Source organism: Oceanicoccus sp. KOV_DT_Chl, assembly GCF_900120175.1.
In the GTDB taxonomy this organism is placed as follows: domain Bacteria; phylum Pseudomonadota; class Gammaproteobacteria; order Pseudomonadales; family Dasaniaceae; genus Oceanicoccus.
Genome location: NZ_FQLF01000002.1, coordinates 1,862,965 through 1,877,997, shown reverse-complemented (window position 1 = coordinate 1,877,997; position 15,033 = coordinate 1,862,965). Strand labels below are relative to the sequence as shown.

Annotated in this window: 14 protein-coding genes and 2 pseudogenes; 4 read left to right on the top strand and 12 right to left on the bottom strand. The window is 45.6% G+C overall.

Features of this window, described 5'->3' with window-relative positions; translation table 11 throughout:
• Positions 1-7: 7 nt before the first annotated feature.
• From UNITIG_RS12680 to UNITIG_RS12665, 4 genes are all read right to left on the bottom strand, one after another.
• Positions 8-1,039, bottom strand: a complete 1,032-nt coding sequence (locus UNITIG_RS12680) for a hypothetical protein (protein WP_101758708.1) — start codon at positions 1,037-1,039, stop codon at positions 8-10.
• A 124-nt stretch (positions 1,040-1,163) separates the two neighbouring features.
• Positions 1,164-1,817, bottom strand: coding sequence for a thiol:disulfide interchange protein DsbA/DsbL (locus UNITIG_RS12675; RefSeq protein ID WP_101758707.1), 654 nt, complete (start codon positions 1,815-1,817; stop codon positions 1,164-1,166).
• A 172-nt stretch (positions 1,818-1,989) separates the two neighbouring features.
• Positions 1,990-2,646, bottom strand: a complete 657-nt coding sequence (locus tag UNITIG_RS12670) for a cytochrome c (protein WP_101758706.1) — start codon at positions 2,644-2,646, stop codon at positions 1,990-1,992.
• Positions 2,647-2,702: 56 nt separating this feature from the next.
• The gene (locus tag UNITIG_RS12665) at positions 2,703-3,011 is read right to left on the bottom strand and encodes a cytochrome c5 family protein (RefSeq protein WP_101758705.1); all 309 of its coding nucleotides are present in this window, start codon (positions 3,009-3,011) and stop codon (positions 2,703-2,705) included.
• Between the two features lie 173 nt (positions 3,012-3,184).
• On the opposite strand from UNITIG_RS12665, the gene yihA reads away from it, so the two are divergent.
• Entirely contained in the window at positions 3,185-3,826 is a 642-nt protein-coding gene (gene yihA, locus UNITIG_RS12660; protein WP_101758704.1) for a ribosome biogenesis GTP-binding protein YihA/YsxC, read from the top strand.
• 246 nt (positions 3,827-4,072) lie between these two features.
• Here the strand turns inward: yihA and polA are convergent.
• Positions 4,073-6,825 (bottom strand): annotated as a pseudogene (gene polA, locus UNITIG_RS12655) (DNA polymerase I).
• Positions 6,826-6,954: 129 nt separating this feature from the next.
• Between polA and UNITIG_RS12650 the strand changes: the two are divergent.
• Together UNITIG_RS12650 and UNITIG_RS12645 are read left to right on the top strand one after the other, a co-directional pair.
• Positions 6,955-7,944 carry a homoserine kinase gene (locus tag UNITIG_RS12650; protein ID WP_101758703.1) on the top strand — a complete coding sequence of 330 codons (990 nt, stop codon included), beginning with the start codon at positions 6,955-6,957 and terminating at the stop codon, positions 7,942-7,944.
• Positions 7,945-8,268: 324 nt separating this feature from the next.
• Positions 8,269-8,538 carry a hypothetical protein gene (locus UNITIG_RS12645; protein WP_101758702.1) on the top strand — a complete coding sequence of 90 codons (270 nt, stop codon included), beginning with the start codon at positions 8,269-8,271 and terminating at the stop codon, positions 8,536-8,538.
• Positions 8,539-8,729: 191 nt separating this feature from the next.
• Here the strand turns inward: UNITIG_RS12645 and UNITIG_RS12640 are convergent, their stop codons facing one another.
• From UNITIG_RS12640 to UNITIG_RS12620, 5 genes are all read right to left on the bottom strand, one after another.
• Positions 8,730-9,404, bottom strand: coding sequence for an SCO family protein (locus tag UNITIG_RS12640; RefSeq protein ID WP_101758701.1), 675 nt, complete (start codon positions 9,402-9,404; stop codon positions 8,730-8,732).
• Positions 9,404-10,324 (bottom strand): heme o synthase, encoded by a 921-nt coding sequence (gene cyoE / locus UNITIG_RS12635; RefSeq protein WP_101758700.1) that lies wholly within the window; start codon positions 10,322-10,324, stop codon positions 9,404-9,406. The genes UNITIG_RS12640 and cyoE overlap by 1 nt, the downstream gene beginning before the upstream one ends.
• Positions 10,325-10,365: 41 nt before the next feature.
• Complete coding sequence (locus UNITIG_RS12630) at positions 10,366-11,559, bottom strand: heme A synthase (RefSeq protein WP_101758699.1); 1,194 nt, start codon at positions 11,557-11,559, stop codon at positions 10,366-10,368.
• Between the two features lie 68 nt (positions 11,560-11,627).
• Entirely contained in the window at positions 11,628-12,254 is a 627-nt protein-coding gene (locus tag UNITIG_RS12625; protein WP_235015375.1) for a hypothetical protein, read from the bottom strand.
• Between the two features lie 13 nt (positions 12,255-12,267).
• Positions 12,268-12,954 carry an SURF1 family protein gene (locus tag UNITIG_RS12620; RefSeq protein WP_235015374.1) on the bottom strand — a complete coding sequence of 229 codons (687 nt, stop codon included), beginning with the start codon at positions 12,952-12,954 and terminating at the stop codon, positions 12,268-12,270.
• A gap of 133 nt (positions 12,955-13,087) precedes the next feature.
• On the opposite strand from UNITIG_RS12620, the gene UNITIG_RS12615 reads away from it, so the two are divergent.
• Entirely contained in the window at positions 13,088-13,336 is a 249-nt protein-coding gene (locus tag UNITIG_RS12615; RefSeq protein ID WP_101758696.1) for a twin transmembrane helix small protein, read from the top strand.
• Between the two features lie 72 nt (positions 13,337-13,408).
• Here UNITIG_RS12615 and UNITIG_RS12610 read toward each other — a convergent pair whose 3' ends face one another.
• Positions 13,409-14,383 carry a cytochrome c oxidase subunit 3 gene (locus UNITIG_RS12610; RefSeq protein ID WP_101758695.1) on the bottom strand — a complete coding sequence of 325 codons (975 nt, stop codon included), beginning with the start codon at positions 14,381-14,383 and terminating at the stop codon, positions 13,409-13,411.
• Between the two features lie 54 nt (positions 14,384-14,437).
• Positions 14,438-15,006, bottom strand: a pseudogene (locus tag UNITIG_RS12605) (cytochrome c oxidase assembly protein).
• Positions 15,007-15,033 lie beyond the last annotated feature (27 nt).

Sequence of the window (15,033 nt, the reverse complement as noted above, 5' to 3'; positions counted from 1 at the left end):
GATTCATTTAGCTCGCGGCCGGCATTAAATCCCTCCCCCTGTAATTGCCCGAGGCACTAATAAATTCAAATGCTTGCGACAAGCGATCATTTAACTGGTTTAAGAATGTTTCAAAATCTTTTTGATTATTATGAAAGGCCGATACAACAACGATACTAATGTCTTCTAAAGTAGGAACCAATTCATACCAATTTAAACCTTTCTCAATTTGTCTTTTGGCGGCTTGATAATTCTCCTTGGCCATTGGCGGCGCTTCTATTTGCTGGAGAAGTTCATCCAATACTTCGCATATTGCTTGATTTAATCGGGAAAACGCAGGCTCTTCACCCATTGCGTCGGCATTAATTTCAGCGCGAGGTGCTACCACCTGATCAGCAAGGTCTAATCCATCATTAATTTTTTCTGCTGAGGTTTCTTTTGACGATTTTTTTTCTACTACCTGAATAGCTTTATTATTTTCATCTTTGTCACTTATTTTTTTTCCGTTCTTCACCACCGGTTCTTTTTCATCAGCAAGGTTTTTTTCTGCTGACCACTGATGCCAAAAGGGTTTGCTTACCCGCTTAATATTTCGCTCGTTCAATACTTCTTGTTGCACACTGACATAATCATTTATCAGCGCTGAATATTCCTGAATTTTCCCGCTGCGTATTTTGATCACTTTACCAAGTTGATTTAATTGTTGCGCCGCTTCTTTTTCAGGCTTCAAACTTTGTAATTGCGACACCAGGGATTGAAAAGCCGACGCTATGACTTTGGCACGCTCAGTTTTAACCGTATCAATCCGTTTAACCTGGCCCTCCAAAGCATCAATGACGGTATTTAAATCTCGCCGCGACGGACTGCCATCACGAAACATTTGGCGCATCCCCGCCAATTGCTTATCTAGCTGTCCATCTATCCCTTCAGCCACCATGCTGATTCGAATAATGCCTTTGGTCAGTAGCGTCATCATTTGTTTGAATTGACGATCCCGCTTCTCCTGTTCGTCAAGCGCGTCCAGATACTTATCCTTCCAATCACTGGTATTACGATTCATAGCCGTACCCGAATTAATTATGCTGAGAATTAGTATAGACCGGTTATCCTAATCAGTAACAACTGCCCTGAAACAAAAAAGGCCGCTATATCAATAGCGGCCTTTAGACTTCCAAGCTAGCTTGTTACTTCGCGGCAAGTCCCGCTCGCTCCTTGTTAACCAGAAAATCTACTACCTTGAGCATTTCAGCCTGACCACCTGCCAAACTTGCCGAGACTCGATATTTACCATTAACCACCACTTCTGGCGTGCCACTGATTTTATAACTGCGGGCACGGGCGTCCGCCTGCTTAACCTGGCTATTTACGCTGAAAGAATTAAACGTCTTGGTGAACTGCTGCGGATCGACATCGTAGTCGGCAAGGAAATCAGCAATTTCTGCAACATTGGCAAAACGCTTACGCTCAACATTCATGGCGGTAAAAATTGCATCATGTACCTTGTCCCGAACACCCATGGTTTCGGTAGCAAAGAACATCTGGGCATGGGTTTTCATCGCCCCATTCCACATTGCAGGTGACTGCCAAAAATCGACGTCAGCAGGCTGTTGTTTTTTCCATTGTTTAATTAACGGTTCAAAGGCATAGCAATGACTACAGCCGTACCAAAATAACTCGACTACCTCTACTTTACTGCTATCGCGTGTACGTACAGGCTGATCCAGCACGATATAATTTTTTCCAGCGACGTACTGTTCTTGTGCCACTGCCATTACCGGCGTTAATAGCACTAACAGCGCGACAACTATAAGACTACGAAAGTTGATACGACGATTCATATTGACTCCATTTTTCTGCTAGAAGTGCATAGTAACAACTACAGCACCCAATTGATTATACTAAGAACCAGTATCGCGCTCCCGGTTCCCTAATCTATTATTGTTTATCGAGTTTGATTAACACTAACTAAAAAAAAAAGGCGGCTAATGCCACCTTTTTTCATTATTCGAGCTAGTGCAAACCAGTAATATAGCTAGCTACAGCCGTGATTTCACTATCACTCATCATGGCCGCTACATCGCGCATGATTTTTGTATCACCATCATTACTACGACCAGCCAAGCCATCTGCCGCGGCACGAAATGCTTTTAATTGTGCTGCAATATAATCAGCATGCTGGCCACCTAAACTGGGGTAACCGGCTAACTCGTTGCCCTTACCTGTTGGCGAATGACAAGCCGAGCACGCGGCTACACCTTTAGTACGAACCCCTGCACGATAAATTTCTTCTCCTTTAGCGGCCTGATCAGGACTTGTCTGACCGACACTAATGGTTTGACTTGCGTAATAAGCTGCGATATCTGCCAGGTCTTCTTTGCTAAAGCTATCTAGCTGACCAGCCATAGTCGGAACCGTGCGACCATTACATTTTTGCGTCGCTTGATCCGCTTCACTTAGTGCACCACATTGAATATCCTGCATTTGCTTAAGCAAGTAGCGAGCATTTTGCCCAGCCAGCTTTGGAAAATTCGGCGCGAGGCTATTACCACCCTCACCATGACAAGCTACGCAAGCTGCAGCCTTTGTTTTACCTGCAGTAGCATCGCCGGCATTTACCGCACCAGCAAAACCTGCCAGCACTAAAAAGCTTACCAATAGTTTTTTCATAATTGTTCCACTATAACTTTATAAACAACTTTAATATTTTGTGGCGCGCTAAAGTCTTACTTACCCGCAGCCATATATTCAATCAACGCTTCAAAATCTGCAGGCTTACAATCAAAACACATTCCCTTTGGAGGCATTGCGTTCATACCTTTATCTACACTGCTTACCAACGTGTCCATACCCTTCTCCAAGCGAGGAGCCCAAGCGGCAGCATCACCGGTTTTGGGGGCGCCAGCAGCACCGGCAGTATGACAAACAGCACAGGTTTTACTGTAGCGATCCACAACTGCCTGATCAGCAGATTGCACCATTGCGCTGCCAGTTACCAAGCCAACTAACGATGCTGCGAGAAGCAATTTCTTCATCTAACCATTCCTCTGATTATCCGTCATAATCTCGTTTGATATAGCGGCCAACCCTTATAGAATAGCCTGAACCGCAAAAACGGCGGCATTATACACAAGACTGGCATCCTATCGCCATCCCTGTAGTATGGCCATTCTTATTCTCACTGACTAAATCTAGCAAAAGGCCCCTCTTGACCACACCCATCATTAACTTTCGGACCGCTGAGTTTTTAACCAGCGCACCTAAATTAGCCAGCTGCCCACCGGATACCGGCTTGGAAGTTGCTTTTGCAGGCCGTTCGAATGCCGGTAAATCCAGTGCCATTAATACGCTCACTGATAATAAGCGTATGGCCCGTATCAGTAAAACGCCGGGGCGCACCCAACTGATTAATTTTTTTACTCTCAGTGACCAGCAGCGCCTGGTAGACCTACCCGGTTATGGCTTTGCCAAAGTACCGATGGAAGTCAAAGAAAAATGGCAGCGGCATTTAGAAGAATATCTGCGCCAGCGGCAATCGCTGTGTGGCCTGATTTTATTGATGGATTGTCGCCACCCGTTACAGGACTTTGACCGGATGATGCTGTCATGGGCGCAAAGTTGCGACATGAAAGTGCATATTTTGCTCACCAAAGCCGATAAATTAAAAAAAGGGCCGGCTAATTCCTCTCTACTAAAGGTACGCAAAGAGCTGGAACCCATGGCTGACCTGGTTTCGGTACAACTGTTTTCTGCCTTGAAACGTACTGGTCTCGACCAATTACAGCAAGTATTAAACGGCTGGCTTGAAATTATCGCGGCAGAGGAAATAACCAGCGCAGAGGAACAATAAAAAAACCCAGCTACAGTTTACACTGTGCTGGGCATTAAGTATCCAGAGCGTCTTAGGGGAAGTGCACTGGCTTGGAGACTTCACTAACTCAGGGGAAAGCTAGCAAGTTGTGATCATCAACCACGCTAGATAAGACTTGGGGGATTGGTGGAAGTTCCGCGAGGTGAGAAATTATTTTTTGGCAAGCTTTTTGGGAGACAGAGCTGAAAGTCTGTCCCCCACTAGCGTTAGCCATTACGGCTAACGCTAGTGGGCCTGATCCCAGTTATCGCCAACCCCGACATCGGCAATCAGCGGCACATCCAGACTAGCGGCTGCTGACATTAACGCCCTCACCTTTGCTGATACCTCCTCAATTAAAGGCTCTGCCACTTCAAAGACCAATTCATCGTGCACCTGCATAATCATTTTGGCATCAACTTCCGAGTCATCTAACCATTGCTGCACCAGTACCATGGCTTTTTTGATGATATCTGCTGCGGTCCCTTGCATAGGCGCATTAATCGCGGTGCGCTCCGCGGCTTGCCGGCGCATGCCGTTACTGGCATTGATCTCCGGTAGATACAGGCGTCGACCAAATAAAGTCTCAACATAGCCCTTCTCAGAAGCATCTGCACGGGTGTTATCCATATACTTTTTAACCCCCGGATAGCGAGCAAAATACGTGTCTATATACTCTTGCGCCTCATGCCGACCCACATCAATCTGTTTAGCCAAGCCAAACGCGGACATGCCGTAGATCAAACCAAAATTAATGGCTTTCGCGCGACGACGCTGCTCGGCTGAAACGTCAGCTAACGGCAGGCCAAAGACTTCTGCGGCGGTAGCCTGGTGGATATCCTTGCCCTCGGCAAAAGCGGTTAACAGACCGCTATCCTGAGATAAGTGCGCCATGATCCGCAATTCAATCTGCGAGTAATCCGCCGCTAATATCTTATAACCTGCAGGGGCAATAAATGCCTGCCTGACCCGGCGGCCCTCCGGGGTCCGAATAGGGATGTTTTGCAAGTTGGGATCGGAAGAAGATAAGCGGCCAGTAGCGGTCACCGCCTGATGATAAGAGGTATGAATACGCCCTGTTACCGGGCTGATCATCTCTGGCAGCTTATCGGTATAAGTGGACTTAAGCTTGCTCAAACCGCGATATTCCATCAGCACTTTCGGTAAAGGGTAATCCAGTGCTAACTCGGCTAATACTTCCTCTGCGGTTGACGGCGCCCCTTGGGCGTTTTTTTGATTACCGGCAATTCCAGCTTTTCAAACAAAATGTGACCCAATTGCTTGGGGGAACTGAGGTTAAATTCTTCTCCCGCCAACTCAAACGCCGATTTTTCTAACTCTATCAAGCGCGCGCCAATTTCGCCGCTCTGAGTAGCTAGTAAGTCCTTGCTTACTAATGCGCCATTAGACTCTATGGTAGAAAGCACATTAACTAACGGCATTTCTATGTCATTGAAAACCGCAGCCAACGGCGCAATAGCGGCTAACTGCGGCCACAGTACTTGGTGTAAACGCAGCGTAATATCCGCATCTTCTGCGGCATAAGGACCGGCCTGATCAAGATGTATTTGGTTAAAGGTCAGCTGCTTAGCGCCTTTACCGGCAATATCTGCAAATTTTATGGTGGCAGTATCAAGGTGCGTTTGCGCTAACGTATCCATATCGTGACGACTAGCCGTGCTATTCAGTACATAGGATTCGAGCATGGTATCAAACGCGATACCCTGCAAATCAATGCCGTGATTGACCAGTACATTCTTGTCGTACTTCAGATTTTGACCCACTTTGGCCTTGGCTGGATCTTCTAATAACGGCTTCAATGCCCCCAGCACCTGGTCTTCACTAAGCTGTTGCTCGACGCCCAAATAATCATGCCCAAATGGCACATAGGCAGCACTGCCCGCTGCCACCGCAAATGACACGCCGACTACTCGCGCCTCGGTATAATTCAGGCTGGTGGTTTCGGTATCAAAAGCGAATAAATCTGCTTGCTGCAACTGGCTTAGCCACTGCTGGAAGTCGGCCTCCGTCAGCACAAGTTGGTAATCGACAGTAACGGCAGCAACCGGCTGCTTATCTTCAACGGCAGTATTTGCTTGCTCTGGAATACCAGTGCCACCCCGCTCCATTTCTTCAACCCAGGACTTAAACTCTAACTCTTTGAAGTAAGTGAGCAATAACTCACTCTCAGGCGGTTTATTTTCAAAAGACTCTACAGACCCCGGCAACTCTACATCCAACTTGATGGTGGCCAATTCATAGGAGAGATAGGCCTTTTCCTTTTCCTTTTCCAGCTTAGCCGCAAGCGATTTGGCACCACGAATAGCCAGCCCAGATACTTTGTCCAAATTGGCATATAAAGTGTCTAATCCGCCAATACCCTGCAATAGCCCCAGCGCCGTTTTCTCGCCCACGCCAGGTACGCCTGGTATGTTGTCGACTTTGTCCCCCATCAACGCCAAAAAGTCGATAATCAACTCCGGAGGGATACCAAACTTCTCGTTCACACCAGCCACATCCATCACCGTCGCCGTCATGGTGTTCACCAGGGTGACATGTTCGTTCACTAGCTGCGCCATATCTTTGTCGCCAGTGGAAACCACCACATCCAGTCCTTGCTCGGTGGCTTGACGCCCATAGGTGCCGATCACGTCATCGGCTTCCACCCCGTCGATAATAATCAGTGGTAAACCCATGGCCTTGATGATGTTGTGAATAGGGTCAATTTGTTCCCGCAGGTCGTCAGGCATTGGCGGCCGATGGGCTTTGTACTCGGGATAGATTTCATCGCGAAAGGTTTTGCCTTTGGCATCAAAGATCACGACCACGGGGCTGGCCGGATAATCTTTTAGCAGCCGTCGCATCATATTGATCACCCCTTTCACCGCACCGGTAGCACGCCCCTTAGAGTTAGTTAGCGGCGGTAACGCGTGATACGCACGGTACAAATACGAGGAACCATCGACCAGTACAATGGGAGGGGCTTTTTTATCAGTCATAATCATAGTTAACTTTATGCAAGGGGAATGCGTGCCACAGAACGGCTTTATTTAAGTTATCATGGCGCTTTTATAGGTTAACCATTATCCCCTGTCCCCAGCCGACCCGTAAAGAGAGGATCCTTTTTTATGGCCGTTTATACTGTGTTAGAACGCGCCGAGATCGAAGCCTTTATTGAGCCTTACGGTATTGGGCCGTTAATTGACTTTCGCGGGGTCGCTGCGGGCATCGAAAACACTAATTATTTTTTGAGCACAGATCACTCTGATTTACCCAGCGAGCTGCGCACACGAACTGAACAAGAATACGTACTCACCATTTTTGAAGCCAGCAGCCCAGATGAACTGGCCTTTTTTATTGAGCTCACCACCCTACTCAACCATAGCCAACTACCCGTACCCTGTCCGTTAGAAAATGCCGACGGCATTGCCATCCAACAAATACAAGGCAAGCCGGCGGTGTTAGTGCCCAAAGTCTCCGGAAACCATCCTCAACAACCGTCGGAGTCACTTTGCCATGCTATTGGTGTGACTTTGGCAAAAACGCATCAGGTCTGCCTGCAAGCTAAGCTGCAACACCAAAGTAGCCGCAGCCTGTCATGGTTAAGCCAACTGGCGACTGAACTCAAACCGAGGCTAAACGCAGAGGACCTCACACTGCTAGAGGAAGTCAGTCGCTTTCAGCAACTGATCAAATCACACTCTGACTTGCCAGTAACCGTTATTCATGGCGACTTATTTCGTGATAATGCCCTGGCCGCGGGCGACCAGCTGACCGGCATTATCGACTTTAATAGCGCTGGCGATGGGTATTTGATGATGGATATCGCTGTCGTAGTCAATGACTGGTGTGCCAACGCCGACGGCAGCCTTCAGCAGTCACTGGTTACCGCTATTATGACTGGCTATCAACAAATCCGGCCATTTACGTCTGACGAAGTGTTGTTGTGGAATGACTTTTTGCGTATTGCAGCGAGTCGCTTCTGGTTATCCCGGCTAGCAACCAAGCTAGACCCCAACAACAGGCATCGACCAGGGGGCTTAGTTGAGCAAAAAGACCCTGAACAATACCGCAGAATTCTACTTCACCGCATCAGCACCCCGCAAAAATTATCCTGATACCTTTCTGAAAACCTACCGCACCATTAAAAAATTGAAAGGTAACAGTTTTTTCTAAATAAAAATCAAAAAATGTTACCTTTCATCAAATCAGTTACAAATACAATTATTCATTTATATATCAAATACTTAAGAAAATTTTTATCTATTTATAAGCTATTTGTTACGCCAATATTTCATAAAGGTAACAAATAATTCACGCCTACTGTGTAGACAATATTCGAATAAGTGTTACTATTAGCACCGTTGCAGTAACAAATGTAACAAATCACTGCAACAAAGCAGTAACAACCGTTAAATACCACTCACTAAAGGAGAGTAAACATGAAAAACGTGGCTATCTTAGCCGTATTATTAGGAGTCATCGGCAACGCGGCAATCGCAGAAAGCGCCGTAAGCGAAGCTCCATTGACTTTAGCCATGAACAGCAATGCTGCTGTCACCTGGATAAAGCCAGCAACGGCAATTAACAATGACGCCCTTGCAGACGACATTGAGCTGGAAGTTAGCAAAGCGATGGAAAAAGTTTCCGTAGAGCTTGGCGAGCAGCTTGAAGCGAAAATTGCCAAGGAACTTGAGTATGCAATGCATTAAACCCTAGCGCCCGGAATCACTTGCCGAAAGGTAAGCATGGTACCGGGCCTTTTTGTGCCCAATACAAAATTCAGAAATTCCTTCCTAGATTATTATTCTTAAAGACATTTCCCTATTAGCGCCTCAGCACATCTAGCATCTAGCATCTAGCATCTAGCATCTAGCATCTAGCATCTAGCATCTAAGAAAGCTTAACCGCGCGATGCACGAATAGATTGATAACCTATATTTAAGCCCGATAAGGTAATAGGTGTTCGAAAAAAACCTACATAATGGCCATTAGGATTGATGATCGCAATATTGCCGCCATGCTCAACCGTATAATTTTCGCCACCACCAGGTACTTTACTGAAAGGAATATTGAGCTGCGTCGCAAAACGGTGCAGATCTAAAAACTCACCGGTAACACCAATAAAGTCTTTGTTAAAAAACTGTACGTAATCATACAATTTTTCAGGCGTATCTCGTCCGGGATCAACACTGACTAAAATAACTTGCAAGTCATCGGCGTAATCACCCTCAAGCTGCCCAGCATAAAAATGATTTAATAAAGCCAGTGTAGTGGGGCAGACATCCGGGCAATAGGTAAAACCAAAAAACACTAAAGACCATTTTCCTTGAAAAGCCTCAGGGGTAAATGGCTTGTTTTGATAATCAACCAATGAAAATTCTTTAAACGAACGCGGATTATCAAAAATAAAAGTACCTTTTGCTTTTAGTTCTTCATCGCTTAATACCACTGGGCGACTTAAACCCAAAACAAACATCGCTACCAAAAAACTGACCGTAGTGACCGCAATGCCGACCGTTAAATAAATACCACGCTTTTGTTCCGGGCGTAAGCCGTTATGCTGCTCGGTCGCCATTACGCGGCACCTCCAACTATAGGCGTCAACGGCATCAAGTAATGATCCAATAACATAATGAGATAAATTGCCATTAAATACACCAGCGAAAACTTAAAAGTGGCCATCGGCGCTTTTGGATCACCGCGCATAATTTGTAGTGAGTAGTACAAATGAATCACGCCTAAAATAACCGCGCCAGCCAAGTACAACACATTCGACAAACCGGTAGCAAAGGGCAGGAGGCTAATCGCAATTAACACCAAGGTATAAAGCATAATATGCAAGGCGGTGTATTCCACCCCGTGGGTCACAGGCAGCATCGGAATTGCCGCTTTGGCGTAATCATCTTTACGGTTAATGGCCAAAGCCCAAAAGTGAGGAGGGGTCCAGGCAAAAACAATCAACACCAATAACAACGCATGGCCGTGGATCTCTCCCGTTAGCGCGGTCCAACCTAATAGCGGCGGCGCGGCGCCAGGCAAACCACCAATCACAATATTTTGCGGAGTAGCTCGCTTTAACCACAGCGTATAAATACCGGCATAACCAATAAGCGAAAATAGCGTCAACCAGGCTGTTAACTGATTAATAAAAATCAATAATATTGCCATGCCGACCACACCAAGTATCGCTGCAAACACACCGGCTTGTTTCTGGGTGATTCGACCCTGGGCTACTGGACGGTTATGGGTACGCGCCATAATAGTATCGATACGCTGATCGACTAAATGATTAATCACCGCACCACAGGCCGCACACAAACCAATGCCGACATTGGCTAAAATCAAAATATCCAGCGGTACTGCACCCGTTGTAGCCATAAACATACCGATAGCCGATGTCAGCAACATGAGATAAACCACGTTAGGCTTGGTTAACTCATAATAATCACCCCAAGTGGGTGCTTCTTTGCTGGTATTGACGGCAGATTCTGACATAAGGCTCTTAAACTCTAATAACGGAGTAAAATGGTTGGCTATTATAATTGACGCGCGGTGAATACACGATGGTTTAAGGTTACCATCACTAATACTAATAAGGCGCCCACCAAGTTATGCGCCACAGCAACTGATACAGGGAATTTAAAAAGAATATTCCCTAAGCCCAGTGCCACTTGCAATATCAACACCATAACAATGACTTTTGCCATCGTACGAGTTTCTGGTGTGGCGATACGAACAAATAAAGTATGGACTAAAAACAGTAGCAATAGGGTAGTAATTATTGCGCCTACACGGTGGCTAAAGTGGATAGCAATTCGTGCCTCATTATCCATCGTGCCACCTAAATAGTTAGGACCAATACTTTGGGTGATATTAAAACCCTGCGCGAAATCCATGTGCGGCAACCATTGGGACTGGCAAGTTGGCAAATCCGGACAGGCTACAGCAGCGTAATTTGACGTCGTCCAACCACCCAAAGCGACTTGAATACAAACCACGATTAAACCAAGTACCGCAAAACGACGGAACTGTATTAATTGCTGATGCGCCGAAGAACTTAACTGCCAAGGTTTATTATTTAACCGCAACGTCAGCAACCATAAAAGACTAAACGTGGTAAATCCGCCCAGCAGATGTGATGTCACCACTTGCGGCCACAACTTCAATGTCACCGTCCACATACCAAACAGCCCCTGCAAAATAATAAACGCCAAAATAAAAGCCGGCAGTTTAAACGGTTGCGTAGAGCTGCCTTTTTTAAAACCTAGATAAGCTAGCGTTAACATAGTCACGGCTACCGAGCCGACTGCATACGGCTCCATGACTTCACCCACAACTGCGGTAACAGCTGTAAGCAATACATTGATTGCCAATAATGTGCTCACTAACTTTACTGGCTGTTCTTGCTGTCGCCGCCTAACCGCCACAACAAATAATGCGATGGTGATATAACCCAAACCTTGAGCAAAATAGCGATGCACCATTTCTGGCCAAGTTTTATCGTGTTCAACCGGGGCATCAGGAAAAGCTTTATTAGCAACATCAACATGTTCGTCAGTGGTTGGCCACAACACATGGCCGTAACACGTTGGCCAATCAGGGCAACCTAAACCCGCATCAGCCAAACGCGTAAACGCTCCCAAACCCAAAACCATTACCGCAAAAATACAACCTACCAACGCCAATTTAAAACCTGGTAAACGCTGCTCAGATGAATTAAAAAAAGTCATGCATTTTCGTCCTATTGCTTAAACACTCGCACTGCCATAACACTTAGCAAAAAAATAGCTTAATAAAACTATTTAATTAAACGCTTCATATCTTTAGTGACAGCCTTACCTAACGTTGCTAATGTGGCTTGCTCTGTGTCTTCAATCTGGTAAAACATCATCATCCATCCACGAGGATCAACAACATAAAACGTTCGTGATTGATATGGGTCTATTGTTGCAGGAAAAAAAGAATCTAACTCATCGGGCGCTAACGTTAAGATATCCATGCCACGATATTCATCATCAAAGCGCTGCTGTAACTGCGCATCAATAACCGCGTCACTGGTAACATAAATTAATCGCACGCGCCCCATTTTTTTCGCTAGTGAAATAATACTTTGCCTGGCGATATACAACATGCGCTCACATTCGCCTTCACAATGACGATCACCAAAAACGACAAACGCCCACTTAGGCTCTGGTTTACTGTAATCAAATATTTCGTCGGATAATGTTTTTAGTGGCAATTCGAAAAAGGGCAGGGGAGGAACAACTAATTCACCATTATTAACAGTGCCTAAATCTACAGCTTTGGATTCCACCAAAAAATACAAGCCGGTCGATATCAGAAATACCAAGGCAGGGATGCCAACTATCCCTAAAATGACTTTGCGGTTTTTTCTATTTTGTTCAACTGAACCTGACTCTGACACGATAGACCTCTATTTAATTTTGCTGGGATTTTCGCTGTTTCAATAGCACCCATAAATTAGTATTAGCTAACACCATAATAATTATTAAGGTGGCACTCATAGCAAACCACTGCACGGCATAGCCGGTATGTTTTTCTGGCTGTAAATTTACCACTACCCAGTTAGCCTCATAACTGCCTGCAATAGGTGATTGTATTCTTACACTAAAAGGAAACAGCGCCGAACCAAACTCTTTAGCAAGCGCGTCCATATCCAGTACTTGAATTAAGCGCGGCCAACCACTGGCATTATCCGCCGCCAAGGTCATCATTTCGCTTTGCGGCACATATACTTCGCCAATTAGTTCAACCTCGCCTTCAATGGCTTCAATGGCTGGTAGCTCCCGACGAGAAATATCTCCCTGTAAAAAGCCGCGATTTACCAATACGATTTGATCAGTGCCTGTTAATTGTAACGGCGTGATTATCTCATAACCGAAGCGACGTTGATAAATACGATTATCCAATAGCAGGTTTTTTTGATTGATATAATGGCCACGTAACTTAATCGGCTGATAACGTAAATCTTGCTGCGGCTGTACTTGCTCAATCTCAATCGGCCCTTTTAATTGCCGCTGCTTAAATAGTAGCTGTAAGCTGCGTTTTTCTTCAGCCCGATCAAGCTGCCAAAACCCCAGTGACAACAAAAGTGGTAATAGCACAAGCACTAGGGCCGTTGCCCGCCAGTTTGGGGTTAATTGCAAAACATGTGTGTGACTATCAGTCATATTCAATATCGAGGCTTTTAAACGGCTAGGTTATACTTGGCGCTATCTTATCAAGGGGAGCAGCTTCATGTGGTTAAAAATTGTAATTGTGGTGTTATTTATTGGACTCGTCATCAGTCTATTTACGGGTTTGGGCTTTTTGCTCAAAGACCGTGAAGCGGGTGATACCTCAAGCCGCAGAACCTGGAATGCGCTCACGGTACGGATTACCCTCGCAGCACTGCTAATCGGCTTTATTTTTTACGGGATTTTCACCGACCAACTAGGCTCTAATGCTCCTTGGGATGCCCGTTACGAATCCAAACTAGAAAAATAATTTACATGAACAAATAAAAAAACGGCTGTGAAGTTTTGCTTCACAGCCGTTTTAAAATAAGTAGCGACCAGGCTAGAGGATATAAACAAATAGGAACAAGCCCACCCATACTACATCAACAAAGTGCCAATACCATGAAGACGCTTCAAAACCAAAGTGGTCTTCAGCGGTAAAATGCCCCGCCTTAGTAGATCGCAACCATTGAACCAACAACATAATCATGCCCATGCAAACGTGAAATCCATGAAACCCAGTGAGCATAAAAAAGGTAGAACCATAAATTCCAGAGTTCAAGTATAAGCCATATTCCACATACGCTTCATGGTATTCCATGTACTGTAAACCGACGAAAATAATACCCAATGCCACAGTGATGAATAGCCACACATTAAACTTCTTACGGTTATTGGCAAGCAACCCTGTATGTGCGAAGTGCGCAGTAAAAGACGAAGTAATCAAAACAATCGTGTTCCACATAGGCAACCAGTGGCTGATATTACTCCAGCCAGGAAAGCTCAAATTGCGCTCTGGTCCAGTCATCACACCATTATTGGCGATTAACTGGTTAGCCGCACCACCCACAGCATCCTGTGGCGTCGTCATCATCGGCCATTCATAGGTAAAGCTTCCCCACAGTAAACTGTTCATGCGGCCACCGTCGCCTTCACCGCCTAACCATGGGCCAGCCAGGTTACGGACATACCACAGCGCGCCAAAGAAGGCGGCGAAGAACATCACTTCAGAAAAGATAAACCACTGCATGCCAATCGCATATGAATGCTTCAATTGCGCACTGTTCATGCCAGCACGATTTTCAATAATCGTGGTGCGAAACCAAACAAACAGCGTGGCTAAAAATAAAACCAGACCAGTAAGGAATATAAACCAGGAATTTGTTTCCAGACTAGGATCACCAAACGTCTTATCATTCAGCACATTGGCCGCACCGAATAAGCATGTGAATAAAGTTAAGCTAGCAAATATTGCCAGATAACTTTTTTCCGGGACGTAATAGGCCTCGTAATCAGAGTTGCTTTGACCTGCCATTTTTTTTCTCCGTTGTTCTTTCAGTTAATACTGTGAAAGAAATAACTAACCGTTTTAACGTATCGCAACGGGAGTATCTTTCGACACCATATCCGTCACATCAAATATTGTGTATGAAAGGGTAATGGTTTTAATGTCGGCCGGAAGATCCTGATCGACAATAAATTGCAGCGGCATTTCTGTCTCTGCCCCCCTGCCAATGGTTGCTGGTTAAAGCAAAAGCATTCGGTTTTATGGAAGTACTCCGCAGCCCGGCTTGGTGACACACTTGGTATTGCCTGTGCAACCATATCCTTTGCCAACGGGTTCTTCGCGTAAAACACTGTGTCGTTAACACCACCGGGGTTTACTTTCATTACCGACTGGGTCGGATGAAATGCCCACGGCATGCCATCGTTGTTAGTCGCAACGAATTGAATTCGAATTTCACGACCGGTATCGACAGCGGCTTCAACAACTCTGTAACGCTCACCACTGGTTTTGCCGTTTATACCCAGTGCATCACATAGCACATTGTATAACGGCACCATTACCACAAATACAAAAGCGAACATGGCCACAACAATAATCGATAATTTACCGACCGTCTTGATGACGTTTTTTTCTACATCGCTGTCAGACATATTCGCCACTTTTACCTCTTAACCGTA

Excerpts from the sequence above, each read along its gene's own strand:
- UNITIG_RS12645 (WP_101758702.1), top strand. The coding sequence starts at position 8,269 with ATGAAAAACGTGGCTATCTTAGCCGTATTATTAGGAGTCATCGGCAAC.
- UNITIG_RS12650 (WP_101758703.1), top strand. The coding sequence starts at position 6,955 with ATGGCCGTTTATACTGTGTTAGAACGCGCCGAGATCGAAGCCTTTATT.
- UNITIG_RS12670 (WP_101758706.1), bottom strand. The coding sequence starts at position 2,646 with ATGAAAAAACTATTGGTAAGCTTTTTAGTGCTGGCAGGTTTTGCTGGT.
- UNITIG_RS12630 (WP_101758699.1), bottom strand. The coding sequence starts at position 11,559 with ATGACTTTTTTTAATTCATCTGAGCAGCGTTTACCAGGTTTTAAATTG.
- UNITIG_RS12680 (WP_101758708.1), bottom strand. The coding sequence starts at position 1,039 with ATGAATCGTAATACCAGTGATTGGAAGGATAAGTATCTGGACGCGCTT.
- UNITIG_RS12610 (WP_101758695.1), bottom strand. The coding sequence starts at position 14,383 with ATGGCAGGTCAAAGCAACTCTGATTACGAGGCCTATTACGTCCCGGAA.
- UNITIG_RS12640 (WP_101758701.1), bottom strand. The coding sequence starts at position 9,404 with ATGGCGACCGAGCAGCATAACGGCTTACGCCCGGAACAAAAGCGTGGT.
- UNITIG_RS12615 (WP_101758696.1), top strand. The coding sequence starts at position 13,088 with ATGTGGTTAAAAATTGTAATTGTGGTGTTATTTATTGGACTCGTCATC.
- UNITIG_RS12665 (WP_101758705.1), bottom strand. The coding sequence starts at position 3,011 with ATGAAGAAATTGCTTCTCGCAGCATCGTTAGTTGGCTTGGTAACTGGC.
- cyoE (WP_101758700.1), bottom strand. The coding sequence starts at position 10,324 with ATGTCAGAATCTGCCGTCAATACCAGCAAAGAAGCACCCACTTGGGGT.
- UNITIG_RS12675 (WP_101758707.1), bottom strand. The coding sequence starts at position 1,817 with ATGAATCGTCGTATCAACTTTCGTAGTCTTATAGTTGTCGCGCTGTTA.